Genomic DNA, 25711 nt, shown 5'->3' with positions numbered 1-25711 from the left:
ATGGCCGAACCCCGATTCCTGGTCGTCCGCAACGACGAGGAGCAGTACTCGATCTGGTCGGCCGACCGGGACCTGCCCGCCGGCTGGCACGACACCGGCTTCGCCGGCAGCCGCGAGGAGTGCCTGGCCCACGTCGACGAGGTCTGGACCGACATGCGTCCCCGCTCGGTGCGCGAGGCCCTCTCATGACGCAGGAGTGGACCTTCCCGGCCTCCTACGCCCAGGAGCGGGTGTGGATGGCCAACCAGCTCGACGCCGGGTCGCCGGTGTTCAACGTGTCCTTCCCGTGGCTGTTCCCGGCCGACGTGGACGCGGACACGGCCGGCGACGTGGTCAACCGGGTCATCGCCCGGCACGAGGCGCTGCGTACCCACCTGCGGACCGACGACGGCGCGCTGGTGCAGGTCGTGCGCGCCCACGAGCCGGCGCTGCTGCCCGTCACCGACATCACCCACCTGCCGGCCGGTGAGCAGCGGGCCGAGTTCGAGCGCATCCGCGGCGAGATGGCCCGCACGCCGATCCCGCTGGACGCGGCGCCGCTGTGGCGGGCCCGGCTGATCCGGATGGAGGAAGGGCTGGCGCTGGCGTTCGTGGTGCACCACGCCGTCTTCGACAGCCACTCGGCGGTGCTGCTCCACGCCGAGCTGGTCGCGTTCTGCGAGGCCGCGCGCACCGGCGCCGAGCCCGCCGTGCCCGAGCTGCCCATCCAGTACGCGGACTTCGCGGTCTGGCAGCGCCAGCAGCTCACCGGCGAGGAGCTGGACCGGCAGCTCGCGTTCTGGACCGGTCACCTGGCCGGGGCGCCGCCGGTCACCGGCCTGCCGCTGGACCGGCCCCGCCCGGCCCAGCTCGGCTTCGCCGGTGACGAGGTGCGCTTCACGCTGCCCGACGGGCTGCTGGACCGCATCGGCGCGCTGGCCACCGGCGCGCAGGCCACCCCGTACATGGTGCTGCTGGCGGGTTTCGCGGCGCTGCTGTCGCGGATCTCCGGCGACGCCGACGTGGTGGTCGGCGTCTCCACCGCGGGCCGGGACAACCCGGAGCTGACGCCGCTGATCGGCATGTTCGTCAACCCGGTGGCGCTGCGCTGCGACGTCTCCGGCGACCCGACGTTCGCGGCGCTGCTGGGCCGCGTCCGCAACGGCCTGATCGACGCCATGGAGCACGGGCAGACACCGTTCCAGAAGATCGTCGAGGCGGTCGACCCGCAGCGTGACCCGTCGGTGCAGCCGATCTTCCAGACCGCGCTGAACTGGATCCCGGACTCCGGCCTCGACCCGGTCGAGCTGGGCACGACGAAGGACGACCTGGCCTTCGACATCACCACCGGCGACTGCCGCCTGGTGTACCGCACCGAGCTGTTCGACCGGGCCACGGCCGAGACGGTGGTCCGCCGCTACGTACGGCTGCTCGCCGCCGCCGTCGCCGAGCCGGAGCGTACGGTCGGCGCGCTGCCGCTGCTCACCGACACCGAGCGGGACCGGGTGCTCGGCACCTGGAACGACACCGCCCACGACGTGCCGGTGACCACTGTGGTCGAGGAGGTGCAGCGGCAGGCCGCCGCCACCCCGGACGCGGCGGCGCTGGTCTGCGACGGCGTGACGCTCGGTTACGGCGAGCTGAACACCGCCGCGAACCGGCTGGCCCGGCTGCTGGTGGCGCGCGGCGCCGGCCCGGAGACCCGGGTCGCGCTGGCGCTGCCCCGCTCCTGCGATCTGGTCGTGGCGATGCTGGCGGTGCTCAAGTCCGGTGCCGCGTACGTGCCGGTGGACACCGCGTATCCGGCCGGCCGGATCGCGTACCTCGTGGAGGACGCCGCGCCCGCGCTGGTGGTGACCGCGCCGGACACGGCCGGCCTGGTGCCCGGCGACGCGCTGGTGCTCGACGGCGAGGTCGGCTCGGACCAGTCCGGCGACGACCTCACCGACGCCGACCGGGTCGCGCCGCTGCGCCCGGAGCACCCGGCGTACGTGCTCTACACCTCCGGCTCCACCGGCCGCCCGAAGGGCGTGGTGGTCGAGCACCGGGCGGTCACCGCGTACCTGGCCTGGGCCCGCGCCACCTACCCGGGGCTGGCCGGGGTGGCGCTGCTGCACTCGCCGGTGTCGTTCGACCTGACCGTCACCGGTCTGCTCGGCACGCTCACCGCCGGCGGCACGGTACGGCTCGCCGCGATCGACGAGCCCGCCGCCCGCGCCGGTGGCCGGCCCGCGTTCCTCAAGGTCACGCCGAGCCACCTGCCGCTGCTCGACGGCGAGCTGTCGCCGACGGCCGACCTGGTGATCGGCGGCGAGGCGCTGACCGGGGAGCAGCTCGCCGCCTGGCGGGCCGCGCACCCCGACGTGGCGGTGATCAACGAGTACGGCCCGACGGAGGCCACAGTGGGCTGCGTCGCGGCCCGCATCGCCCCCGGCGAGCCGGTCCCGGCCGGTCCGGTGCCGATCGGCACGCCCACCTGGAACACCCGGGCGCTGCTGCTCGACGCCGCGCTGCGGCCGGTGCCGCCGGGCGTGGTGGGGGAGCTGTACGTCACCGGCACCCAGCTCGCCCGCGGCTACCACGACCGGCCCGGCCTCACCGCCGAGCGGTTCCTGCCCTGCCCGTACGGCCCGCCCGGCGCCCGGATGTACGCCACCGGCGACCTGGCCCGCTGGCGTGCCGACGGCACGCTGGACTACCTGGGCCGCCGCGACGACCAGGTCAAGGTGCGCGGCATGCGGATCGAGCTGGGCGAGGTCGAGGCGGCGCTGCTGGCCCACCCGGACGTGCGCGCCGCCGCCGCTGCGGTCCGCACCGACGGCGGTGAGCCGACGCTCGTCGGCTACCTGGTGGGCCCGGCCCACGAGGACTCGGTCCGTGCCGAACTGGCCCGCGAACTGCCCGCGCACCTGGTGCCGGCCGCTCTGGTCCGGCTGGACGCGCTGCCGCTCACGCCCAACGGCAAGCTGGACCGCGCCGCGCTGCCCGCCCCGGCGGCGGCCGAGCAGGCCCAGGACAGCTACGTCGCGCCCCGCACCGAGGCCGAGGGTCTGGTCGCCGAGGTGTACGCCGAGATCCTCCAGGTGGAGAAGGTCGGTGCCCTGGACGACTTCTTCGCCCTCGGTGGCAACTCGCTGCGCGGCATGCGGGCGATGGCCCGGATCCGCGCCGAGGTGGACGTCGACCTGCCCATGCGGGCGCTGTTCAGCAGCCCCGTGGTGGCGGAACTGGCCGCCCAGATCGAACAGCGGATCGCCGCCGAAATCGACGGGCTCTCCGACACCGAGGTCGCCGCGCTGCTCGCGGCGGAAGAGGGAACCAACTGATGACCGACCTGAAGGATCCGGCCCGCGAGGCGGCCCGGCAGGCGCTGATCGCCCGACGGCTACGCGCCCGCCAGACCGCCCCCGCGGCCCGGATCACCCCCCGCCCGTCCGGCGCGGAGGTGCCGCTGTCCTACGCCCAGGAGCGGGTCTGGTTCATGGACCAGCTCGCCCCGGGCGAGGCGGCGTACCACATCGCGGTGCCGCTGCGGGTACGCGGACCACTCGACGTGGACGCGCTGCGCGCCGCCCTGACCGCGCTCGCCGACCGGCACGAGTCGCAGCGCACCCGCTTCCCGGCCGACGCCGACGGCCGTCCCACAGTGGTCGTCGCGGACACCGCCGACGTGCCGCTCACAGTGGTGGAGGCGCCCGACGAGGCCGCCGCGCAGGCCCTCGTCGACGCGGCGGCGGCCGAGCCGTTCGATCTGGCCAACGGCCCGCTGCTGCGGGCCCTGCTGATCCGGCTGACCGCCGACGACCACGTGCTGTTCCTCGCCCAGCACCACATCGTCGGCGACGGCTGGTCGGTGGACGTGCTGCTGCGCGACCTGATCACGCTCTACCGGGGCGGCGAACCGCCCGCCCTGCCGATCCAGTACGGCGACTTCGCCGTCTGGGAGGCCCAGGAGCTGGACGGCCCGCAGGCCCGGGCGCACGTCGACTACTGGAAGCAGCAGCTGGCCGGCATCACCCCGCTGGAACTGCCGCTGGACCGGCCCCGCCCGGCCACCCAGACCTACCGGGGTGACTTCGTCGAGTTCCAGCTCGACCCGTCCGCCACCGAGACGCTCAACGCGCTCACCCGGGACAGCGGCGGCACCCTGTTCATGACGCTGCTCGCCGCGTACCAGGTGCTGCTGGCCCGGCACGCCGGCCAGGACGACTTCGCCATCGGCGCGTCGGTGGCCGGCCGGTCCGCGCCGGAGCTGGAGAACGTCGTCGGCATGTTCATCAACATGCTGCCGCTGCGCGCCGACCTGGCCGACGATCCGACGTTCGCCGAGCTGCTGGAGCGCACCCGCCGTACCGTGCTCGACGGGTTCGAGCACGCCGAGGTGCCGTTCGCCAAGGTGGTCCACGAGCTGGGCCTGCCGCGCGACGTCAGCCGCTCCCCGGTGTTCCAGACCATGTTCGTGCTCCAGAACTACGAGATGGGCCGCTTCCGCGGCGTGTCCCGCACCGACGAGGTCACGTTCTCCTGGACCCCGATGGAGTTGCAGGCCACCCGGTTCGACTTCGAGCTGCACGCGGTGGAGACCGTCGACGGGCTCTGGGGCAAGCTGGTCTTCAACACCGACCTGTTCGACCGGGCCACGGTGGAGCGGATGGCGCAGCGGTGGACCGCGCTGCTGGACGCCGTCGTCGCCGCGCCGGACACCCCGGTGTCCCGGCTGCCGCTGCTGCCCGCCGCCGAGCGGGACCTGCTGGCCGCCTGGAACGACACCACAGCCGACTTCCCGCGCACCGAGACGCTGCACGGCCCGATCGAGGAGCGCGCCGCGGCCACCCCGGACGCGGTCGCGGTCACCATCGACGGGCACAGCCGCACGTACGCCGAGCTGAACGCGCAGGCCAACCGCGTCGCGCACCGGCTGCGCGCGGCCGGTGTCGGCCCGGAGACCCTGGTCGGCGTCTGCGCGGAACGGTCGGTGGAACTGGTCGCCGGCCTGCTCGGCGTGCTCAAGGCCGGCGGCGCGTACCTGCCGCTGGACCCGGAGTACCCGGCCGACCGGCTCGCGTTCATGGTCGGCGACGCGGACGCGCCTGTGGTGCTCGTTCAGTCGCACCTGCGCGACGTGCTGCCCGACACCGGCGCCACGGTGCTCGAACTCGACGACGCCACGGTCTGGGCCGACCGGCCCGACACCGACCCGGCACCGGCCGCCGGGCCGGAGAACCTGGCGTACGTCATCTACACCTCCGGGTCCACCGGCCGCCCGAAGGGCGTGCCGAACACACACCGGGGCATCGTCAACCGGCTCGACTGGATGCAGAAGACGTACGGCCTCGGCGCCGACGACGCGGTGCTCCAGAAGACCCCGGCCAGCTTCGACGTGTCGGTGTGGGAGTTCTTCTGGCCGCTGCGCACCGGCGCCCGCCTGGTGCTGGCCAAGCCCGGCGGCCACAAGGACGCCGGTTACCTGCGCGACCTGCTGGTGTCCGAGCGGATCACCACCGCCCACTTCGTCCCGTCGATGCTGACCGTCTTCCTCGCCGAGGACGGCGTGGAGGCGGCCACCGCGCTGCGCCGGGTGATCTGCTCCGGCGAGGAGCTGCCGCTGGCCTCGGCCACCGACTTCACCGCCCGGCTGCCCTGGTGCGGCCTGCACAACCTGTACGGCCCGACCGAGGCGGCCATCGACGTGACCGCCTGGGCGTGCGAGCCGGACCGGCTCGCGCAGGTGACGAGCGTGCCGATCGGCGCGCCGATCGCCAACCTGCGGCTGCACGTGCTCGACCCGTCCGGCGCGCAGTGCCCGGTCGGGGTGGCCGGTGAGCTGCACATCGGCGGTGCCGGGCTGGCCCGCGGCTACCACCGCCGACCCGCGCTGACCGCGGAGAAGTTCGTCCCCGACCCGTTCTCCGCCGAGCCGGGCGCTCGCCTCTACCGCACCGGCGACCTGGCCCGCTGGGTCGTCGGCCCGGACGGCGCCGGGGTGATCGAGTTCCTGGGCCGCATCGACCACCAGGTCAAGCTGCGCGGTCTGCGCATCGAGCTGGGCGAGATCGAGAGCGCGCTGCGCGATCAGCCGGGCGTCACCGAGGCCACGGTGATCGTCCGCGAGGACAGCCCGGGCGACAAGCGGCTCACCGCGTACCTGGTCGGGGAGGCCGAGCACGCCGCGCTGAAGGCGGCGCTGAAGGACACGCTGCCCGAGTACATGGTGCCGGCCGCGTTCGTCACGCTCGACGCGCTGCCGCTGACCCCCAACGGCAAGCTGGACCGCAAGGCGCTGCCCGCGCCGGTGGTCACCCGCGAGGCGTCGGTGGCGCTCGTGGAGCCGCGCGACGACATAGAGCGGGCGCTCGCCGCGATCTGGTCCGAGGTGCTGGGCGTGGACACGCTCGGCATCGACGACGACTTCTTCGACCTGGGCGGGCACTCGATGCTCGCCACCCAGGTCGTCGCCAAGATCCGCAAGGCGGAGCTGGGCGGCCGGGCGGTCGGCGTGATGGACCTGTTCCAGCAGCGCACCATCCGCGACCTCGCCGCGTTCATCTCCGGCGACGCCGCGCAGGAAGGGCCGCGCCGGCTGCTCTACGAGCTGACCAAGCCGATCCCGGTGGGCAAGCGGGTGCTGACGTACGTCTGCGTCCCGTACGGCGGCGGCAGCGCGATCGTCTACCAGCCGCTGGCCGACGCGCTGCCGGCCGGGTACGGGCTGTGGTCGCTGGCGATCCCCGGCCACGACGTGGGTCTGAGCGAGGACGCGCTGCCGTTCGACGAGCTGACCAGCCGGGTGGCCGACGAGATCCTGGAGCGGGTCGAGGGACCGATCGCCCTGTACGGCCACTGCGGCGTGGGCAGCGCCATCCTCGCCGACGTGGCCCGCAAGGTCGAGGCGGCCGGCCGGGAGCTGGAGGCCGTCTACATCGGCGCCATGTTCCCGTTCGCCCGCCCGAAGGGCGTGATCGCGGCGCTCCGCGACCGCCTCGAGCGGCTCAGCAGCAACAGGCACTCCGCGAGCTGGCTCAAGTCGATGGGTGTGGACACCGACGAGCTGGACCCGGAGCAGGCCGACCGGATCATCAGCAACATGCGGGCCGACTCCCGCGCCTCGGAGGAGTACTTCACCCGGCTGCTGGACCAGCAGGCGGCGAAGCTCCGGACGCCGATCATCTCGGTGGTCGGCTCCGAGGACCCGGTGACCGACTACTACCGCGAGCGGTACGCCGAGTGGCAGTTCCTCAGCGACACGCTCGGCCTCGTCGTCCTCGACCAGGCCGGGCACTTCTTCCTCAAGTACCGCGCCGAGGAACTGGCCGAGATCGTCACGCAGGTGCACCCGGCGGTGGTCGCCGGTGACGTCAGCGCGCTGACGCCGGAGGCCCGGGGCGAGGACGCCGGCTGGGTGGTGGCCGACACGCTGCGGGTGGGCGAGGACCGCAAGCCCACCAAGACGGTCAAGCCGAGCATGGGCCGGTTCATGGCCATCACGACCGGTCAGCTCATCTCCAGCACCGGTTCCGCGCTGACCGCGTTCGCGCTGCCGATCTGGCTGTTCAACCGCACCGGCTCGGTGGCGAACCTCGGCCTGCTCTGGGCGCTCGCGCTGATCTGCGGCGTGCTCATGCTGCCGGTGGCCGGCGCGCTTGTCGACCGGGTCAGCCGGCGCCGGATCATGATGACGGCGAGCTGCTTCGCCGGGTCCGTCCAGCTCGTGCTGGCGGCCCTGTTGTGGACCGACAACCTGGTGCTCTGGCACATCTACATGCTGGTGGCGCTCAGTTCGGTGGCCGGTTCGTTCCAGCGGATCGCGTTCCAGTCGGCGGTGCCGCAGCTGGTGCCCAAGCGCTACCTCGGGCACGCCATGGGCATCACCCAGCTGTCCACCGGTGTGGCCACGCTGCTCATGCCGGCGTTCGCGGCCGGCCTGCTCGCCACCATCGAGCTGAAGGGCATCCTGCTGGTCGACGTGGCCAGCTACGTGTTCGCGGTGCTCACCCTCGCCGTGGTCCGCTTCCCGGACGCACTGGGCTGGCGGCCCCGGGAACGGCTGCTGGTGGCCATCGCCAACGGCATGCGCTACTCGTGGCGGCACCGCGGGTTCCGGCTGATGCTCGGCTACTTCGCGCTGGGCAACATCTTCCTGGCGCCCGCGCTGGTGCTCATCACGCCGCTGGTGCTGTCGTTCGGCAGCCCGACCCAGGTGGCGCAGGTGGCGCTGGCCGAGGCGGTCGGCGCGGTGCTCGGCGGCGTGCTGATGTCGCTGTGGGGCGGTCCGCGCAAGCGCCGGATGATCGGCGTGCTGATCGGCAACCTGGGCACCGCGATCGGCTGCGTGCTGATCGGCCTGGACGCGTCGGTGGCGATGATCTGCGTCGGCTTCTGCTGGCTGGCCATGTCGATGACCACCGCGCAGTCGATCTACGCGACGATCGTCCAGGTGAAGGTGCCGCAGCGCTTCCACGGCCGGGTGTTCAGCCTCAACCAGACCATCTCCTGGTCGACGCTGCCGATCGGGTTCGCGCTGCTCGCGCCCGGCGCCACCGCGCTGTTCGAGCCGATGCTCGCACCCGGTGGGGCGCTGGCCGGTTCGGTGGGCGCGGTGATCGGCACCGGACCGGGCCGGGGCATCGGTTTCGCGTACATCTGCTTCGGCGCGGCGCTGATCCTCATCACGCTGGGCGGGTTCGCGATCCGGCTGCTGCGCCGGTTCGACCTGGAGGTGGAGGACTCCCTGCCGGACGACCTGATCGGTGCCCAGGAGCGTGAGAAGCGCCTGGCCGCCAAGGCCGAGAAGAAGGAACTCGTCTCGGTCTGACCCTGCCTCCCATCAGGTTGATCAAGGAGTTCGCGTCGGTTCCGGGCTTCCGGCCGGCGCGAACTCCTTGATCACCGGGGCTAGCATCGGTGCGATGAGCGAGGACGTCACCGACGCGCTGTTGCGGGAGATGGGGCGCCTCGATCCGTGCGCCGCAGTGGTCGAGGCCGGCGAGCAGGATGTCGACGGCCTCACCGACTACAGCCCGGACGGTCACCAGGCCCGCGCCGACCTCGCCGCCCGCGCCCTGCGCCGGATCGAGGCGCTGCCCGCGACCCCGCTGCACGCCCACCTCGCCGAACGGCTGCGCGCCCGGATCGCCTTCCACGACGCCGGGGAGGACCTGCGGGAACTGCACGCCGCGGCCACCGGCCCGCTCCAGCTCATCCGGCAGTGCGTCGAGTCCGCCGTACCGGGCCGCGACGCCGGGCACGCGGCCGCCGAGGACGGCTGGGCCCGCGTCGGCGCGCGGCAGGCCGCGATCCCGGCCGCACTCGACGGGTACGCCCGGAGCCTCGTGCTCGCCGCCGCGCGCGGTCACCTGCCGGCCCGGCGTCAGGTGGAGCTGGTGACGCGGCGCTGCCGCGCCTGGATCGACGACGACATCGCCCTGGTGCAGCGGTACGGCGACGGTCCGCAGCGCGCCTCGTTGCAGGCGGCGGCCGAGGGCGCGCGGGAGGCGTACCGGAGATTCGCCGCGACGCTCACCGCGGACCTGACGCCCCGGGCGCACGACGACGAGGCGTTCGGCCCGGCGCGGTACGCCCTCTGGGTGCGGGCCTTCCTCGGCGCGGAACCGGACCTGCGCGAGTTGTACGCGTGGGGCTGGGACGAGTTCACCGCGATCGAGGCGGAACTGATCGCCGAGGCGAGAACCCTGGGCGGCACCGTGCCCGAGGTGCGGGACCGGCTCGACCGTCCCGACGCGCCGGGCGTCCTGCGCGGCCGGGACGCGTTCGCCGCCTGGCTCCAGGAGCTGCTGGAGGCCACCACCGAGCGGATGCACGGCACGCACTTCGACATCCCGGCACCGCTGCGGCGCATCGAGTCACGGGTCACCACGTCGGGCGGCACCGCCTACATCGCGCCGTCGCGGGACCTGACCCGGCCGGGCCGGGTCTCGTGGCTGCTGCCCGAGGGCCGGGAGCACTTCTCCACCTGGTGGGCGTACAGCACCGCGTACCACGAGGGCGTCCCCGGCCACCACCTGCACCTCGGCTCGGAGGCGTGCCGGGGCGGCCCCGGTCAGCGGCTGAACCTGCTCGGCGGGCTCTCCGGCGCCCAGGAGGGCTGGGCCCTGTACGCCGAGCGGTTCATGGACGAGCTGGGACTCTACGAGCAGCCGGGCGCCCGGCTGGGACACCTGTTCATGCAGTTGCTGCGGGCGGCCCGGGTGGTGCTCGACATCGGCCTGCACCTGAAGCTGCCGATGCCCTCCGGCGGCGGCGCGCGGTGGACGCCGGACGCCGCGCTGGACCTGCTGCGCGAGCGCTGCCACCAGGGCCCGTACGCGCCACTGGAACTGGCCCGCTACCTGGGCCGGCCCGGGCAGGCGCTGACCTACAAGGTGGGGGAGCGGGTGTGGCGGGACGGCCGCGCGGCGTTCCCCGGCGACCGGCGCGCGTTCCACAACCGGGCGCTGGAACTCGGCTCGCTGGGACTGGACCAGCTCACGAGCGCGCTCGCCGCCTATCCGGCCTCGTCGGCGGGCAGCTCCTCCGGGTCGGCCACCCAGGCGGAGTAGACAGGCAGCGCGTGCCACGGCCCACCGGCCGGGTCGGTGGTCACCGCGACGACCGCGTACGGGTGACCGAACCGCAGCTCGGCGACGCGGGCGACACCCTCCGGCGGCAGGCCGGCCACCATGCCGAACGCGGTCACCGCGGCGGCCTCGAAACCGTAGCGCCCGAACCGGGCCACCGCGGACTGCGCGGCGTCGAACCCCGGCCCGGCCAGGCCCAGCAGTTCGCCGAGCACCCGGGCCGCCGCGTCGAAGCCGAACCCGGGTGCGGTCAGGTCGTGCCCGCTGCGCGCCGACCAGCAGGGCAGCACCGCCGTGGCGCGTTCCTCCCGGCCGTCCGGGGCGAACGTGTTGACCGGCTTCTCCCGCAGCGTCCACAGCGGCGTCTCGCCCAGCGGCAGGTCGAACAGTGACAGGCGGCCCGGCACGGAGTCCGGGATGAGCGCGGCGGCACTCGCCAGCTCCTGCGCGGCGGCCAGCACGTCGGCCGCGGGCACCTCGGGCGCGGCGGCCACCGACACCACGAGCATCCCCGCGCCGTCGTCGCCGGTGCGGGCCGGCACCGCGTGCACCGCCACGTCACCGGCCCGGTCGGTGGCCGCCACCCAGCAGCGGTGCCCGAACGGCGGTGTCCGCAGCACCCGGCTCAGCCGCCCGGCCCAGGCGCTGCCCGCGCCCAGATCCGTGCCCGGGGCCGTGTCGAACGGGTCGGCCCACGACACCCGGGTCGCGAGCGCGCTGGCCAGGACCAGCAGGGTGTCCGGGGCGACGTCGACCGGGAAGCGGTCGATCAGCCCGCCGGTACGCTCCCGGGCCCAGGCGTCCAGCGCCGCCTGGTCCGGCAGCGGACCGCGTTCGGTGTTCTCCGGCAGGGCGGCCCGCCACGCGGCCAGCTCGTCGGCCGGGGTGCGCTCCCACAGCGCGGTGGCGGCGGCGACCATCGGGTGCGGCGCGGCGAGCAGCGCCCGGGCCTCGGCGGCGGCGTCGTCCGGGTCGGCGTCGAGCGCCTCGGTCAGCGCCGCCCGGGCGTCGCCGGCGGCGGCCGGGCCGGCCAGCGCCAGCAGCAGCCAGGCGCCCAGCGGGGAGGCGACGTGGTGGGTGTCACCGGCGGCGCGGTGCAGCCGCTCGGCGTAACGGGCCAGGGGTGCGCGCAGAGGAGTCACGGCTCCACTCTGCCCGCCGCCGCGCCCGGTGGCACGCCCCGGTCACGACCACAGTTCGAACGGCTCATCGATCTCCTTCCCGGCCAGGAACGCCGGCAGCAGCTCGGGCAGCCGCCCGGGATAGCAGCGCGGCCGCTCGGCGAGCACCTCGGCCAGCGGCCACCAGCGGAACCCGAAGTAGTCCTCCACCTCGTAGTCCAGCCGCAGCGCCTCGTCCACGTCCGGCCCGGGGCCGGGCAGCCGTACCGTCACCACCACCTCGTCCTGGAGGTGGCGGCGCTGCCGGTGCCGGAAGCTGGCCCGCCGCCGCCACGTCGGCGCGCCCACCTCGTCCGGGCCGATCGCGATACCTGTCTCCTCGCGCAGCTCGCGTACCGCCGCCTCCCGGTACGTCTCACCCGGGTCCAGGCCGCCGCCGGGCAGCTCCCACCACACGCCGAGGTCCGGGTGGTCCGGGTCGCGGGTGTGGAACAGCAGCAGGCGGTCGGCGGCGTCGAGCACCACCAGCCGCACCGCGCTGCGCTCGAACAGCGGCAGATCGTCGGGCAACTCCACGCCCCCAGCGTAAGGAAGGGCCCCCTATTAACGCCTCCGGTAGTAGAAGGGCCCCTTGTTAACAGCGCGCCTCGCGAGGCGCCCCGCCGGCGGCGCCGGCGGTGGACGCGGCGCGGATCTGGTGGCGGGGCACCGTCACCGGCGCATGATGGCATCGCGTACCCGGCCCGGCGACCCGATTCCCGGGCGGTCGCACCCCGGCCGCTAGGCTGCCCGCCGTGGCAGGTCTGTTGAAGAACGTGGCGTCGCGGCTCGGCCGGATCACCCGGGTCGTGCCCGCCCCGGCCCGCACGGGCGGGCCGATCCCGGCGCAGGTCGCGCGCCGCCGCCAGGTCAGCGCGTTGCAGCGCCGCGAGTTGTCGTACGCCCCGGAGCCGGACGGGCAGGCCGACCCGGGCGAGATCGTGTGGACCTGGGTGCCCTACGAGGACGATCCCCGCCAGGGCAAGGACCGTCCGGTGCTGGTGGTGGGGCGGCACAGCCGCACGTTGTTCGGGTTGATGCTGTCCAGCCAGAGCGACCGGGACGGCCAGCGGCACTGGCTGGCGCTCGGCCCGGGGGAGTGGGACCGGGACAGTCGGCCGAGCTGGGTACGCCTGGACCGGGTGCTCACCATGCGCGAGGACAGCATCCGCCGCGAGGGCGCGGTGCTGGACCGGCCGCGGTTCGACCGGGTCGGGCAGGCGCTGCGCGCCGGCTACGGCTGGCGCTGACCGCGCACCCGGGACCTGCACCGACCGGGAGGCGGACCGACCGGGCACGCGGACCGACCGGGCACGGAGCAGCGCCGGACCGGGCCGGTCAGCACTCCGCGACGAGCTGGCGGGCCGGACGGGCGGCGCCGAGCGTCTTCGCCTCGTACATGGCCGCGTCGGCGCGGCAGAGCGCGTCGGTGAGCTGGGTGGGGCAGTGCACCGGCGCGAGCCCGACCGAGGCGGTGACCTGGATGCTGCGCGCGCCCAGCGGGATCGGCGCGGCGAGCGCCTCGCAGAGCCGCCGGGTGGCGTGCTCGATCCACCGGCGGTCCGCCGTCGGGCTGGCCAGCAGACCGGCGAACTCGTCGCCGCCGAGCCGGGCCACCAGGTTGGGGCCGGCGAACGCGGCGAGCCGCTGCGCCACGCTGACCAGCACCTGGTCTCCGGCGGCGTGTCCGTAGCGGTCGTTGACCTGCTTGAAGTTGTCCAGGTCGAGCACCACCGCGACGAGTGGCTGCCCGGCGGGGTCGGTGAGCAGGGCGGCGGCCAGCCGGAAGAACGCGCGGCGGTTCGGCAGCCCGGTGAGCGGATCGTGGCTGGCGGCGTGCCGCTCGGCGGCCAGCTCGGCCTGGAGCAGCTCGATCTCGGCTTCGGCGCGCAGCGCGCGGCGGCGTAACTGCCAGGCGGAGACGAGCGCGCCCGCCGCGGAGATGCCGGAGGCGATGGTCATCGGATCCGCCAACGCGTCCTCCTCACCGCAGTCCCGAAGCCGCGCGGAGCGGCGTCCCGGGGCCGGGCTCGGGTCACCGTGCGTGAACGAACCGGCACACCGTATTTCGGTTATCATGCTCTCTGTCCATTGCAGATGCAATAGCAGATGCACGTGCATCTCACTCCTCAGTCGACAGACGTCGCCACCCACCGCTCCTCCCGCGGCCTCGGCTGGCTCATCCCGAAGGACGCCCATGCAGCAACCCCCGAACGGCGTGCCCGTGACCGAGTTGCCACCGATGCGCTGGTTGAAGAGCCGCCGCAGCAACCCCAGCGGCAACTGCGTCGAACTGGCCGAGTTGCCCGGCGGTGGCGGCATCGCGGTCCGCAACTCCCGGCACCCCGAGGGTCCGGCACTGATCTACACAGTGGACGAGATCGCCGCGTTCGTGCTCGGCGCCCGGGACGGCGACTTCGACCACCTGATCCCGCCGTCCCGTACACGGGACTGACTCCGTCCGTCCGGAGGAGTTCACCTCACTGTCGGTTCATGGCATGCTTACTCGTCGGTCCGGGAGGGTGCCCGGCCGGGGCGGTCGGGATGCGAGGGCGGTCAGGTGGCGACGGTGCCCGTCGAGGGTGGTCCGACAAGCGGTCCGACAGTGCTGCGCATGCTGCTCGGCGGGCAGTTGCGCCGGCTGCGGGAGAGCGCCGGGGTCAGCCGCGAGACGGCCGGCTGGGAGATCCGCTCGTCGGAGTCGAAGATCAGCCGGATGGAGCTGGGCCGGGTCGGCTTCAAGGAGCGCGACGTGGCCGACCTGCTCACGCTCTACGGCGTCACCGCTCCGGAGGACCGTGACGCGCTGCTCAAGCTGGCCCGGGACGCGAACAGCCCGGGCTGGTGGCACCGCTACGGCGATGTGCTCCCCGCCTGGTTCCAGTCGTACCTGGGCCTGGAGGCGGCCGCCGCGCTGATCCGCACGTACGAGGTGCAGTTCGTGCCCGGCCTGTTGCAGACCGCCGCGTACGCCCGGGAGGTGATCCTGCTCGGCCACCGCAGCGCGTCGGCGGCGGAGCTGGACCGGCGGGTGGAGCTGCGGATGCAGCGTAAGGAACTGCTGCGGCGCCCCAACCCGCCGCAGTTGTGGGCGGTGCTCGACGAGGCGGTGCTGCGCCGCCCGATCGGCGGCACCGCGGTGATGCGCGAGCAGATGGACGCGCTGATCGAGGCGACCTCGGGCCCGCACGTGCGGTTGCAGATCGTCCCGTTCGCCGCCGGCGGGCACGCCGCGGCCAGCGGCGCGTTCAGCATCCTGCGCTTCGGTGACGCCGACCTGCCCGACATCGTCTACATCGAGCAGCTCACCAGCGCGATCTACCTGGACAAGCGCGACGACCTCGACTTCTACGCCGAGGCGATGGAGAGGTTGTGCGTGGAGGCCGCGCCGCCGGAGCGGACCCCCGAGTTGCTGGCCCGCATGCGCGACGAGCTGTACCCGGCCTGAGCGGCGCGGCGCCGGGCAGTAGCATGACGGCGACCGGAGACAGTGGACGGTGGCACGCGAGTCGTGGAGGCGGCCTTGACCAGCGACGCACCAGGTACGGCATCCGAGTCGGGCCGGATCGACACCACGGTGGCGCATCCCGCCCGCCGGTACAACTACTGGCTCGGCGGCAAGGACAACTTCCAGGCCGACCGCGACTCCGGCGACGCGATGGCCGCCCGGTTCCCGACCATCCGGATCAGCGCGCTGGAGAACCGGCGGTTCCTGCGTCGCGCGGTGCGGCACCTGGCCGGCGAGGCGGGCATCCGGCAGTTCCTGGACATCGGCACCGGCATCCCCACCGCCGACAACACGCACGAGGTGGCGCAGTCGACCGACCCGTGCGCCCGGGTGGTCTACGTCGACAACGACCCGATCGTGCTGGCCCACGCCCGCGCGCTGCTCACCAGCTCGCCCGAGGGCGCCACCGCCTACCTCGACGCGGACCTGCGTGACCCGGAGCGCATCCTCGCCCACCCCGACCTGCGCCGCACGCTGGATCTCTCCCAGCCGGTGGCGTTGATGCTGCTGGCGGTGCTGCACTTCGTGCCCGACGGCGAAGATCCGTACGCGATCGTCGGCCGCCTGCTGGACGCGTTGCCCGCCGGCAGTTACCTGGCCGCCTCGCACGCCACCCACGACTACCTGCCGGACGAGCTGGCCGCCGAGGCGAAGGCGGCAGCCCGCGGCGGCGGTCCGCACGGCGTGATCAACCTGCGCAGCCGGGAGGAGGTCGTGCGCTTCTTCGACGGCCTGGAGCTGGTCGAGCCGGGCGTCTGCTCGGTCGCCGAGTGGCGCGCCGACGGCGAGCCCGAGCCGCGCCCGTCGGTGGTCGACGTCAGCATGTACGGCGGGGTCGCCCGCAAGCCCTGACCCGGGCCCTCGCGCCGGGCGGTTGACGGGCACGGGGACCGGACGGGCAGACTGGAGGCATCATGTCGCCTTTCACGCCCGCCCTGCGCCTGCACGACCGATATGTCCTGCGCGAACGCATCGGCCTCGGCGGGATGTCCGAGGTGTGGCGCGCCGACGACGAGGTGCTGCACCGGCCCGTCGCGGTCAAGGCCCTCGCCGGGCAGCTCGCCGCCGATCCGCAACTGCGGGCGGTCATCCAGCGCGAGGCCCGCGCGGCGGCGCGGCTCACCCACCCGCACGTGACCCAGGTGTACGACTACGGCGAGGCGACGCTGGACGGCGGCGTCGTGGTCCCGTACCTGGTGATGGAGCTGGTGGAGGGCCAGACGCTCGCCGACCGGCTGGCCGGCGGGCCGCTGGCCTGGCCGGACGCGGTCCGCACGGCCGGGCAGGTCGCCGGGGCGCTGGCCGCGGCGCACCGGATCGGCGTGGTGCACCGCGACGTCAAGCCGGCGAACGTGATGCTCACCGAGACCGGCGCGAAGGTGCTCGACTTCGGCATCGCCGCGCCCGCCGGCCCGCACCCGGTCACCGGGCAGACCGGCGCGCTGCTGATGGGCACTCCCGCCTACTTCGCCCCGGAACGGCTCGACCCCGGCCCGGCGAACCCGGCCGGCGACGTGTACGCGCTCGGCGTGCTGCTGTACCGCAGCCTCACCGGTCAGGCGCCGCTGCCGGTGCGCAGCTGGGACGACGTGCTGGACGTGCGGCGCAACCGGCCGCCGGTCCCGCCGCTGCGGGTGCCCGGCCTGCCGCCGGAGATCGCCGACCTGGTCCTGGCCTGCCTGGCGGCGGACCCGGAGCGGCGGCCCACCGCGGCCCGGCTCGCCGACCGGCTCGGCGCGGGCCGCCCGGTGGACCCGCCGACCGCGATCCTGCCCACAGTGGCGCCGGTGGCGCACCCGCCCACCCTCGTCGAGCGGTCCCCGGCCGCCGCGTCCCGCCCGGTCCCGCCGGCACGTCCCGTCGCGCCGCCGCGCCCGGCGGTCTCGTCGAACCGGCTGCTCGGGCTGCTCGTCGCCGGTGCCGTGGTGCTGCTGCTCGCGGTGGTCGGCTCGCTGGTGTGGGGCGACGGCTCCGGCACGCCGCCGGCCGCCGCGCCCACCGCCGGCCCGTCGACGCGTGCCGCCGAACCGCCCGCCCCGGAGCCCAGCAGTGCCGCGCCGACGTCGGCGGCAGCCGAGCCGGTGACGCTGCGTCAGCTCGGCGACCGGTTCGGTGAGCTGCTCGACCGGGCCGAGGCGATCGGGCTGATCGACCGCAAGACGGCCGACGACCTGCGGAAGAAGGCCGCCGAGCTGGACCGGGGCAAGCCGAAGGACCGCGACAAGCGGGTCGAGGACCTGCGGGAGAAGATCGAGGACGCGGCCGAGGACGACAAGATCGATCCGGTCACCGCCGCCGCGCTGCGCAAGCTGATCGACGGCTACGAACGGCTGCGCGGCGGCGCCGACGAGGGCTGACCGTCAGCGCAGCGTCCCGGTGACCACCTCGCCGACGCCCGTGCCGGCGCGGACCACCGGCTCACCCGCCGGTGACCAGATCCCGGAACCACCCGCGGCCCGCGCGTACCCGCCTCCGGTCGAGCCGGCGAAACTGGCCGTCGCCACCCACACACCGTGCTCGGCGGCGACACGGCGGGCGCGTTCGTCCGGCACGGCCGCGTCGTCGGCCGACTCGAGCACCCCGGCCAGGTAGGCGTCCGCGCCGAGCGCCACAGTGGCCGCCGCGTGCTCCGGCGTGCCGGTGTCCTTGCACACCGCCAGCCCCAGCCGCCAGCCGTCCACATCGAGCACCGCCGGCTCCCGGCCCGGTCGCATGTGCCGCGGCTCCGCGCCACCCAGGAACATCTTCCGGTACGCGACCCGCACGCCCTCCGCGTCGATCACGAGCACCCCGATGTGCGGGCCGGGCACCGGCGCCCCGGCCAGCGCCAGCGTGCCGGTCTCGGCGCAGGCCGCCCGCAGAGGCGCGAGCCTCGGGTCGGCCGGGTCCAGCGGCGCGGCGGTCAGCTCGTACCCGGTCAGCGACATCTCCGGGAAGACCACCACGCGCGCCCCGGCGGCGCGTACCGCGTCGGCGTGCCGGGCGGCGTTGCCCTCGACGTCGTGGGAGCGGGTCAGCGGCTGGGCGACGGCGATCCGCAACGGCGTACGCATGACGTACACGATAATGGTTTCCATGACGCGTGGTCGTCCGCGGCTTCGCCCCGTAACGTTGGTCCGATGATCGGAAACGCACAGCTGCTCGCCGTCCCCCGGGCGAGCACCGCGCGGGCCGCGGAACCGTCCGGCGACGGAGTAGCCGGCTGGGTGACCGGCCTGATGGAACGGCTCGGTGGGCCGGGCGCCGGCCTCGCGGTGGCCCTGGAGAACCTGTTCCCGCCCATCCCCAGCGAGGTGATCCTGCCGCTGGCCGGCTTCACCGCGAGCCAGGGCCGGATGAGCCTGGCCGGCGCCATCTTCTGGACCACGCTCGGGTCGATCGTGGGCGCGCTGGCGCTGTACTACATCGGCGCGGCCCTCGGGCGGGACCGGATGCGCGCCCTGGCCGCGCGGCTGCCGCTGATCAAGCTGGAGGACGTGGACCGCACCGAGGCGTGGTTCCTGCGCCACGGCGTCAAGGCGGTGTTCTTCGGCCGGATGATTCCGATCTTCCGCAGTCTCATCTCCATCCCGGCCGGAGTGGAACGGATGCCGGTTCCGGTATTCCTGCTCTACACCGCGCTGGGCAGCCTGATCTGGAACACCACGTTCGTGCTCGCCGGTTACCTGCTCGGCGAGCAGTGGCACGTGGTCGAGGCGTACGCGGGCACGTTCCAGAAGGTCGTCATCGTGGCCGTGGTGGCCGGTGTCTGCTGGTTCGTGGTCAGCCGGGTCCGCCGCTCCCGCCGCACCGCCGGGGACGTGCCGCAGGAGGCGGAGGCGCCGCCGGAGCCGCAGCCGACCCCGCAGGGCACCGTCTACCGGGGCGGCTGGTACTCCCGGGCGGAGGACTGAGGCAGGGTCAGCACGGCGGGTAGAGCGGGCGGGTGCCGGCGCCGGCGGCCCGGGCGGCGTGGTCGCTGAACCGGCAGCCGAAGTCCGGTGCCGCCACCGCACGCCGGTCGGTGACCGCGTCACCGGCCGGCCGCTTGCCGGTGCGGACCCAGCGGACCAGGTCGTCCCAGGCGGCGCCGGCCTCGGCCGGGCTGAACTCGCAGTGCTGCGCGGTGCGCACCGCCCGCTGCACGAGCAGCCGGGACCGGCCGTGCCGGGCCACGTCCCGGGCGTACGCCTGCTCCATGCGCAACGGCACGAACAGGTCGCCGAGCCCGTGCAGGCTCAGCACCGGCGCGGTGGGCCGCCCGGCGATCCGGGGCACCTCGGTCAGGCCGGGCGCGAGCCGCTGGCGCAGGTTCTCCGGCGCGACCCGCTGCACCGTGGCGTTGAGGTTCACCGGCTGGTTCGGCGTGTACCTGGTGAACAGGTTCGTGGCGAGCTGGCCGGGCCGCCGGGCGGGGGAGCCGTCCGCCTCGCCGACGGCGATGCCGAACAGGAAGTCCTTCCACACCGCGAACGCGGCGTCGGCGCCCGGCCGCGGCCCGCCGGAACGGTCCACTGTGACCGCGCGCAGCTGCTTGCCCAGCGCATTGGTGGTGTCCGCGCCGCCCGGGGTCAGCCCGGCGAGGCCGAGCGTGACCTGGATCCGGGGCACCGCCGAGGTCAGGTAGTCGGGCGGCGTCGGGTACGCGCGCACCCCGGCCAGCGCCTGCGCGACCAGGTTGTAGTCCAGGAAGAAGTCGAACAGCTCCTGGTCGCCGAGCACCCCGCACATCGGCAGCGCCCCGGCGTAGTAGCCCGGGTACTGCTCCAGCGACCGGCCGATGACGTGACCGCCCATGGAGACGCCGGCGATCAGTACCCGGTGCGGGCGCCGGACGGTACGGCTGAACAGGTCGGCCAGGGCGCGGGTGCCGCGAACGCCGGAGCGCACGTCGTAGCCGTTGCGGTCGTACGACGACGACGCCCACGCGTACCCCTGCGCCACCAGGCGCTGCCGCAGGTCGAAGCCGGGCGGCTCCGGCGACAGCTCGGTGCCCTGGCCGCGGTAGCCGTGCGCCCACATCACCAGCTCGCCGTTCCAGCGCGCCGGGATCTCGATGACGTACCCGGCGTTGGCGTGCACGCCCTGCCGCACGGTGGTGGCGGCCCCGCCGACCACGAGCGGCGGCAGCGGCGGGTTGACGATGGTGTAGCCGGGCAGCGGGCCGCTGCCGTCGTCGCGGCCGGTGGTGGCGGCGGCGGGGGCCGCGCCGGTGAGGCCGAGCGTCAGCGCGAGGGCCGCGCCGACGGCGAGCAGCCGGCGACGGACGGGTGAGGGCTGCATCGCTGCTCCCCGGGGGACGGGTGCCACCCCGGGACGGGGGTGACGACGCGGGACGGATGCCTACCGGCCGGTAGCGCCCTGAACCTAGGCCGGGCGTCGAGAGCTGTCAATCGCTGAGTGACCGCTCCGCCGGCGTCCGTCCCGCGGACCGCTCAGACCAGGCCGTGCGCCAGCATCGCCTCGGCCACCCGCCGGAACCCCTGGATGTTCGCCCCGGCCACGTAGTCGCCGGGCAGGCCGAACTCCTCAGCGGTCGCCCAGCACCTGTCGTGCACGTCCCGCATGATCTCGCGCAACCGCTGCTCCGACTCGCCGAACGTCCACGTGTCGCGGCTGGCGTTCTGCTGCATCTCCAGCCCGCTCACCGCCACCCCGCCGGCGTTGGCGGCCTTGCCCGGGGCGAACCGCACCCCGGCCCGGCCGAGGATCCGCACCGCCTCCGGCGTGGTGGGCATGTTCGCCCCCTCCACCACCGCGACGCAGCCGCCCGCTACCAGCGCGGCCGCCTCCGCGCCGCCGATCTCGTTCTGCGTGGCGCAGGGCAGCGCAAGGTCGCAGGGCACCTCCCACACGTTGCGGTCCGCGACCGCCACCGCGTTGCGCGCGTGCTCCGCGTACTCGGCCAGCCGTCCCCGGCGCTGCTCCTTCAGCTCGCGCAGCAACGCCAGGTCGATGCCCTTCTCGTCGACCACGTAGCCGCCGGAGTCCGAGCACGCCACCACGGTGCCGCCGAGCTGGTGCACCTTCTCGATCGCGTAGATGGCCACGTTGCCGGAGCCGGACACCACGACCCGCTTGCCCTCCAGGCTGTCCCCGGCCTGGCGGAGCATCTCGTCGGCGAAGAACACCGCCCCGTACCCGGTCGCCTCCCGGCGCACCTGCGCGCCCCCGTACGCCAGGCCCTTGCCGGTGAGCACGCCCGCGTCGTACCGGTTGGTGATGCGCTTGTACTGCCCGAACAGATAGCCGATCTCCCGGCCGCCCACCCCGATGTCACCTGCGGGCACGTCGGTCTGCGGGCCGATGTGCCGGTACAGCTCGGTCATGAAGCTCTGGCAGAACCGCATCACCTCGCGGTCGGAGCGGCCCTTCGGGTCGAAGTCCGCGCCGCCCTTGCCGCCGCCGATGGACAGCCCGGTCAGCGCGTTCTTGAAGATCTGCTCGAACCCGAGGAACTTCACGATGCCCAGGTAGACCGACGGGTGGAAGCGCAGGCCGCCCTTGAACGGGCCGAGCGCGCTGTTGAACTCCACCCGGAACCCGCGGTTGACCCGCACCCGGCCCCGGTCGTCCTCCCACGGCACGCGGAAGATGACCTGCCGCTCCGGTTCGCAGACGCGCTCGACCACCTCGGCGTACTCCGGATGCCGGGCCAGGGCCGGACCGATGCTCTCCAGCACCTCGCGGACCGCCTGGTGGAACTCGGGCTCTCCCGGGTTCCGGGCGACCACGCCGGCGAACACCGACTCGACGATCTCCGGCATCACGGGCACCTCCTCTCGCCTGGGACGCAGGCCCTCCGGCCTGCGTCGCCCCAGGATACGAACGGTGTGTGGGGTGCGGTTCACTGGTCCGCGTGGACGCCACCATCTGGACGACGGCGCGGGACGCGCGCGCCTGGCTCGACGCCGCGAACGGCCGCGGCGACACCGAACTGACCTGTCGCATCCTCAAGATCGGCGAGGAGGCCGGCGAGGTCGCCGCGGCCTGGATCGGCCTGCTCGGGCAGAACCCGCGCAAGGGGGTGACGCACACCCGCGAGGAGGTCGCCGCCGAGCTGGCCGACGTGGCGTTCACCGCGCTGGTCGCCATCGAGAGTCTCGGTCTGGACGCGCACGCCGTGCTGGCCGCGTGCGCCGGCAAGGTGCGCTCGCGTACCGGAGTGGGAATGAACCGAGACGCCGACGCAGACGTATGACCCGATGGGGACCGGCGAGAGGGGACGACCATGACCGCATTCGAGGACGACCCCGGCCTGGCCAGGCCCCGCTGGTCCGGCGGAGCCCGGCTGCTCGCGGCGGCGGCGGTGCTGGTGGTGGTGCTCGGCGCGGTGGCCGTGGCGGTGACGCTGTCCAACCCGGCCCGTCTCGGCGTGGTCTTCTCCGGCGGCGCCCCGCCGTCGCCCGCTCCCGGCGGCGGCTCCGGCGGGGCGGGCGCCGCCGAGGTGGCCGGCGCCGAGACGCTCGCCGCGCCCCGCGGCAACCGGCAGCGCGCCCAGTTCGAGCTGGTCGACGGGCTGACCCGGTTCACGCTGCGGGCCGCCGACCTCGGCGACGACCTCTACCGGATCGGCGCGCCGGACGGCTCGGGTGTGACGCCCCGCCCGCAGCTCGTGGGCGACCGGGTCCGGCTGCGGATCGAGGAGAACGGCCGCCCCGGCCCGGCCGCCGTCGAGGTGGTGCTCAACTCCCGGGTCACCTGGCGGCTGCGGCTGCTCGGCGGCGTCAGCGAGCAGCGGCTCGACCTGGGCGAGGCCCGGCTCGCCGGGATCGACCTGGTCGGCGGCGCGTCGCGTACCCGGCTGCTGCTGCCACGGCTCGACGGCTCGCTCACCGTCCGGATGACCGGCGGGGTCAGCGAACTCACGGTCACCGTGCCCGGCGGGCCGCCGGCCCGGGTGCGGGTGGCCTCCGGCGCCGGCTCCCTGACCCTGTACGACCAGCGTCGCGGCGGGATCGCCGCCGGTGACCTGGTCAGCTCACCGGGCTGGGACCGGGCTGCCGACCGGCTCTACCTCGACCTGGTCGGGGGCGCGAACGCGGTGAGCGTCACCGCGGAGTGAGCGTACAGTCGGGCGGTGGACCGCACCGAATCCCTGCCCGCGCAGACGCTCCCGCCGGGCGTCGGCCCGACCGACCCGGGCAGCGTGCTGCTGCCCGGCCACGACGTCCCGCTCGGCCGCTACACCACTGTGCGCCGGCTGCTGCCGCAGCGGCAGCGCCGGATGGTCGGCGCCTGGTGCTTCGTCGACCACTTCGGGCCCGACGACGTGGCCGACCGGCCCGGCATGGAGGTGCCGCCGCACCCGCACACCGGGCTGCAGACCGTCACCTGGCTGCTCGACGGGGAGATCCTGCACCGCGACAGCCTCGGCAACGTGCAGCCCATCCGACCGGGCCAGCTCAACGTGATGACCTCCGGGCGCGGCATCGCCCACTCCGAGCGTTCCCCGCTGGTCCACCCGCCGCTGATGCACGGCGTGCAGCTGTGGGTGGCGCTGCCCGACCCGGCCCGCGCCGGTGACGCGGACTTCGCCCACCACGCCGACCTGCCCCGCTTCCGCGACGGCGACCTGGACGTCACGCTGCTCGTCGGCGACCTCGGCGGGGAACGCTCGCCCGCCGTCGTGCACACCCCGCTGGTCGGCGCGCAGATCGAGGTCCGCGGGCCGGCGCCGGCCACGCTGCCGCTGCGCCCGGACTTCGAGTACGGGCTGCTGGCCATGTCCGGCGCCGCCGAGTGCGACGGCACTGCGCTGGCCCCCGGCGCGCTGCTCTACCTGGGCCTCGGCCGGAACGCGCTGACGCTGCGCGCCGAGCCGGGCACCCGGCTGCTGCTGCTCGGCGGCACCCCGTTCGAGGAGCCGCTGGTGATGTGGTGGAACTTCGTCGGCCGCTCGCACGAGGAGGTGGTGGCCGCCCGGGAGGACTGGATGGCCGGCCGCCGCTTCGGCGTGGTCGCCGACGACGCGGCGCCGCCGCTGCCCGCGCCCGCGCTGCCCACCACCCGGCTCAAGGCCCGTGATCGCGGCGGTGACGTCCGCGGCTGACCGTCGTACCCCGAATGCCGCGCCGTCGCCGGGGTAGTCGGCGGCATGCCGACAACCACCGCCCCGCGCGACGTCGCGGACAAGAAGCGGCTCGCCCGCCGGCTCGCCGGAGACGGCCGCGGGTTCGCCGAGTGCTTCGGGTTCCGGGTGACCAACAACCCGGCCCAGTTGTTCCAGGTGCTGTACCTGGCCGTTCTGCTGGCCCGCCGGGGCGACTTCCACCGGTCCGTCGACGCGGCCACCGCGCTGCGCGACGCCGGGTGGGACACCGCGGCCCGGATGGCCCGCTCCCGCCATGAGGACCGGGTACGCGTGCTGCGCGCCGCCGGGCTGCGCGGTGACCTGCCCGCGATCGCCGACACCCTCGGCGACCTGGCCCGCACGATCGTCGAGGCGTACCGGGGTGACCTGCGCCGGCTGCGGACCGCCGCGCACCAGGATGCGGGCGAGGAACGGCGGCTGCTGACCGCGCTGCCCGGAGTGGACGACGAGGTGTGCGACCTGTTCCTGCGCGAGGCGCAGGCGCTGTGGCGCGAGGCGGCGCCGGTGGCCGACCGGCGTGCGCTCGCGGCGGCCCGCCGGCTCGGGCTGGGCCGTACCGCGCGCGACCTCGCCGGACTGACCGGCAGCGGCGAGTCGGAGCAACTGTCGTGGCTGGTCGGAGCGCTGGCGCGAGTGGACCTGGAGCGGCGGTACGCCGAGGTGACCGCCTGAGCGCACACGTGCGCCCGGACACACTTCCGCGATTCTCACCCGTTCGGCTGATGTTGCGTCGTATGATGATCGTGGCAGCGATGCCCGCCCGGTTCGGGCGAACATCTCACCGCTGCGCGGTCGCGACCCGGTTCGGGCGTGAACCGCGGAGGACAGGTGCTGCGTGGCGCCCCAGGTCGCGGTTCGTGACCCGGGGCGCTCGCCTGTCCGGGAACGCCGACCCGCCACAGGGCAGCGCCCACGCGCGACAGTCGTACGCCGGGCCTGTTTCCGCACGCGCAGAGGCCGGCGGCCGTGTCGCCCGCCGGCCCGACGCCGTACTCAGATGCCGCGCAGGTGTTGCGAGACGCGCGGGTGGTTGTCCCGGGCCTGCGCCGCGCGCTGCGACCGGCTCACCTCGGGAGCCGCGTCGATGCCGGCCGACCGGGCCACCTCGGTGCCGTTGGCGTAGTCCACCGGGGGCAGAGCGCGCAGCGCCCGCAACACGTCCGGCGGCGCGCCCTCCCGTTCCGCCTCGCGGATGACGTCGTCCTTGCCGGCCGGGTAGTCCAGCGCGGACAGGTAATCAAGGACATCCGTGTAACTCGCCATGGGTCGGGCTCCTCGTGGCAGTAGTCGGGGTCATGACCGGGCGGCGGTTACCCGTCGCGCCGCAGCTCAAGCCCGCGAGCGCGGAAATCCCGCCCCCGTCTCGCGCCGGTGACCGGCGCCGTTTCCGGCGCGCCGTCGCGGGTAGCCGCGGTGG

The 25711-nt window shown here is 74.5% G+C and carries 21 protein-coding genes; 14 read left to right on the top strand and 7 right to left on the bottom strand.

From position 1 onward, the window contains the following. From FHX31_RS16235 to FHX31_RS16220, 4 genes are all read left to right on the top strand, one after another. Entirely contained in the window at positions 1–189 is a 189-nt protein-coding gene (locus tag FHX31_RS16235; protein ID WP_013285950.1) for an MbtH family protein, read from the top strand. After that, positions 186–3305 (top strand): non-ribosomal peptide synthetase, encoded by a 3120-nt coding sequence (locus tag FHX31_RS16230; protein ID WP_184976685.1) that lies wholly within the window; start codon positions 186–188, stop codon positions 3303–3305. The genes FHX31_RS16235 and FHX31_RS16230 overlap by 4 nt, the downstream gene beginning before the upstream one ends. Beyond that, positions 3305–8791 (top strand): non-ribosomal peptide synthetase/MFS transporter, encoded by a 5487-nt coding sequence (locus tag FHX31_RS16225; RefSeq protein WP_184976684.1) that lies wholly within the window; start codon positions 3305–3307, stop codon positions 8789–8791. The genes FHX31_RS16230 and FHX31_RS16225 overlap by 1 nt, the downstream gene beginning before the upstream one ends. Positions 8792–8885: 94 nt before the next feature. Further along, complete coding sequence (locus FHX31_RS16220; RefSeq protein ID WP_184976683.1) at positions 8886–10535, top strand: DUF885 domain-containing protein; 1650 nt, start codon at positions 8886–8888, stop codon at positions 10533–10535. On the opposite strand, the gene FHX31_RS16215 is transcribed toward FHX31_RS16220, so the two are convergent. Beyond that, the gene (locus tag FHX31_RS16215) at positions 10481–11695 is read right to left on the bottom strand and encodes a hypothetical protein (RefSeq protein WP_184976682.1); all 1215 of its coding nucleotides are present in this window, start codon (positions 11693–11695) and stop codon (positions 10481–10483) included. The genes FHX31_RS16220 and FHX31_RS16215 overlap by 55 nt on opposite strands. Before the next feature lie 42 nt (positions 11696–11737). After that, entirely contained in the window at positions 11738–12250 is a 513-nt protein-coding gene (locus FHX31_RS16210) for an NUDIX hydrolase (RefSeq protein WP_013285954.1), read from the bottom strand. Between the two features lie 218 nt (positions 12251–12468). Between FHX31_RS16210 and FHX31_RS16205 the strand changes: the two genes are divergently transcribed. Continuing rightward, entirely contained in the window at positions 12469–12963 is a 495-nt protein-coding gene (locus tag FHX31_RS16205; RefSeq protein WP_013285956.1) for a type II toxin-antitoxin system PemK/MazF family toxin, read from the top strand. Between the two features lie 88 nt (positions 12964–13051). Here FHX31_RS16205 and FHX31_RS16200 read toward each other — a convergent pair whose 3' ends face one another. Then, positions 13052–13687, bottom strand: coding sequence for a GGDEF domain-containing protein (locus tag FHX31_RS16200; RefSeq protein WP_030269102.1), 636 nt, complete (start codon positions 13685–13687; stop codon positions 13052–13054). Between the two features lie 223 nt (positions 13688–13910). Between FHX31_RS16200 and FHX31_RS16195 the strand changes: the two genes are divergently transcribed. From FHX31_RS16195 to FHX31_RS16180, 4 genes are all read left to right on the top strand, one after another. Beyond that, entirely contained in the window at positions 13911–14168 is a 258-nt protein-coding gene (locus FHX31_RS16195) for a DUF397 domain-containing protein (protein WP_013285958.1), read from the top strand. A gap of 105 nt (positions 14169–14273) precedes the next feature. Continuing rightward, complete coding sequence (locus tag FHX31_RS16190; RefSeq protein WP_030269104.1) at positions 14274–15161, top strand: helix-turn-helix domain-containing protein; 888 nt, start codon at positions 14274–14276, stop codon at positions 15159–15161. A 75-nt stretch (positions 15162–15236) separates the two neighbouring features. Continuing rightward, positions 15237–16073: an SAM-dependent methyltransferase gene (locus FHX31_RS16185; protein WP_091331809.1), complete on the top strand. Its 837-nt coding sequence runs from the start codon at positions 15237–15239 to the stop codon at positions 16071–16073. A 62-nt stretch (positions 16074–16135) separates the two neighbouring features. Continuing rightward, complete coding sequence (locus tag FHX31_RS16180) at positions 16136–17578, top strand: serine/threonine-protein kinase (protein ID WP_013477053.1); 1443 nt, start codon at positions 16136–16138, stop codon at positions 17576–17578. Between the two features lie 3 nt (positions 17579–17581). Here FHX31_RS16180 and FHX31_RS16175 read toward each other — a convergent pair whose 3' ends face one another. Then, positions 17582–18274, bottom strand: a complete 693-nt coding sequence (locus tag FHX31_RS16175) for a carbon-nitrogen hydrolase family protein (RefSeq protein WP_047891978.1) — start codon at positions 18272–18274, stop codon at positions 17582–17584. A 66-nt stretch (positions 18275–18340) separates the two neighbouring features. Here FHX31_RS16175 and FHX31_RS16170 point away from each other — a divergent pair, with 66 nt between their 5' ends. After that, the gene (locus tag FHX31_RS16170; protein ID WP_013285963.1) at positions 18341–19114 is read left to right on the top strand and encodes a DedA family protein; all 774 of its coding nucleotides are present in this window, start codon (positions 18341–18343) and stop codon (positions 19112–19114) included. Positions 19115–19121: 7 nt separating this feature from the next. On the opposite strand, the gene FHX31_RS16165 is transcribed toward FHX31_RS16170, so the two are convergent. Both FHX31_RS16165 and gdhA read right to left on the bottom strand, forming a co-directional pair. Then, a complete protein-coding gene (locus FHX31_RS16165; protein ID WP_184976681.1) occupies positions 19122–20483 on the bottom strand; it encodes a hypothetical protein in 1362 nt (453 codons plus the stop codon). A 152-nt stretch (positions 20484–20635) separates the two neighbouring features. Next, the gene (gdhA, locus tag FHX31_RS16160; protein ID WP_013477050.1) at positions 20636–21967 is read right to left on the bottom strand and encodes an NADP-specific glutamate dehydrogenase; all 1332 of its coding nucleotides are present in this window, start codon (positions 21965–21967) and stop codon (positions 20636–20638) included. A 92-nt stretch (positions 21968–22059) separates the two neighbouring features. Here gdhA and FHX31_RS16155 point away from each other — a divergent pair, with 92 nt between their 5' ends. From FHX31_RS16155 to FHX31_RS16140, 4 genes are read left to right on the top strand one after another with little or no spacing between them, the layout of a single operon-like run. Beyond that, positions 22060–22401: a MazG-like family protein gene (locus FHX31_RS16155; RefSeq protein ID WP_013285966.1), complete on the top strand. Its 342-nt coding sequence runs from the start codon at positions 22060–22062 to the stop codon at positions 22399–22401. A gap of 30 nt (positions 22402–22431) precedes the next feature. Next, complete coding sequence (locus FHX31_RS16150; protein ID WP_123110407.1) at positions 22432–23265, top strand: hypothetical protein; 834 nt, start codon at positions 22432–22434, stop codon at positions 23263–23265. Between the two features lie 15 nt (positions 23266–23280). Next, positions 23281–24252, top strand: coding sequence for a pirin family protein (locus FHX31_RS16145; protein ID WP_184976680.1), 972 nt, complete (start codon positions 23281–23283; stop codon positions 24250–24252). Positions 24253–24297: 45 nt separating this feature from the next. After that, entirely contained in the window at positions 24298–24966 is a 669-nt protein-coding gene (locus FHX31_RS16140; protein ID WP_071095307.1) for a hypothetical protein, read from the top strand. Between the two features lie 321 nt (positions 24967–25287). Here the strand turns inward: FHX31_RS16140 and FHX31_RS16135 are convergent, their stop codons facing one another. Continuing rightward, positions 25288–25557: a DUF2795 domain-containing protein gene (locus FHX31_RS16135; RefSeq protein ID WP_013285970.1), complete on the bottom strand. Its 270-nt coding sequence runs from the start codon at positions 25555–25557 to the stop codon at positions 25288–25290. Positions 25558–25711: the final 154 nt, after the last annotated feature.

The organism is Micromonospora sp. CNZ286 (genome assembly GCF_014207755.1).
This window is presented reverse-complemented; position numbering and strand designations above follow the sequence as displayed.

Excerpts from the sequence above, each read along its gene's own strand:
- FHX31_RS16235 (WP_013285950.1), top strand. The coding sequence starts at position 1 with ATGGCCGAACCCCGATTCCTGGTCGTCCGCAACGACGAGGAGCAGTAC.
- FHX31_RS16230 (WP_184976685.1), top strand. The coding sequence starts at position 186 with ATGACGCAGGAGTGGACCTTCCCGGCCTCCTACGCCCAGGAGCGGGTG.
- FHX31_RS16225 (WP_184976684.1), top strand. The coding sequence starts at position 3,305 with ATGACCGACCTGAAGGATCCGGCCCGCGAGGCGGCCCGGCAGGCGCTG.
- FHX31_RS16220 (WP_184976683.1), top strand. The coding sequence starts at position 8,886 with ATGAGCGAGGACGTCACCGACGCGCTGTTGCGGGAGATGGGGCGCCTC.
- FHX31_RS16195 (WP_013285958.1), top strand. The coding sequence starts at position 13,911 with ATGCAGCAACCCCCGAACGGCGTGCCCGTGACCGAGTTGCCACCGATG.
- FHX31_RS16180 (WP_013477053.1), top strand. The coding sequence starts at position 16,136 with ATGTCGCCTTTCACGCCCGCCCTGCGCCTGCACGACCGATATGTCCTG.
- FHX31_RS16175 (WP_047891978.1), bottom strand. The coding sequence starts at position 18,274 with ATGCGTACGCCGTTGCGGATCGCCGTCGCCCAGCCGCTGACCCGCTCC.
- FHX31_RS16170 (WP_013285963.1), top strand. The coding sequence starts at position 18,341 with ATGATCGGAAACGCACAGCTGCTCGCCGTCCCCCGGGCGAGCACCGCG.
- FHX31_RS16165 (WP_184976681.1), bottom strand. The coding sequence starts at position 20,483 with ATGCAGCCCTCACCCGTCCGTCGCCGGCTGCTCGCCGTCGGCGCGGCC.
- gdhA (WP_013477050.1), bottom strand. The coding sequence starts at position 21,967 with ATGCCGGAGATCGTCGAGTCGGTGTTCGCCGGCGTGGTCGCCCGGAAC.
- FHX31_RS16150 (WP_123110407.1), top strand. The coding sequence starts at position 22,432 with ATGACCGCATTCGAGGACGACCCCGGCCTGGCCAGGCCCCGCTGGTCC.
- FHX31_RS16140 (WP_071095307.1), top strand. The coding sequence starts at position 24,298 with ATGCCGACAACCACCGCCCCGCGCGACGTCGCGGACAAGAAGCGGCTC.
- FHX31_RS16135 (WP_013285970.1), bottom strand. The coding sequence starts at position 25,557 with ATGGCGAGTTACACGGATGTCCTTGATTACCTGTCCGCGCTGGACTAC.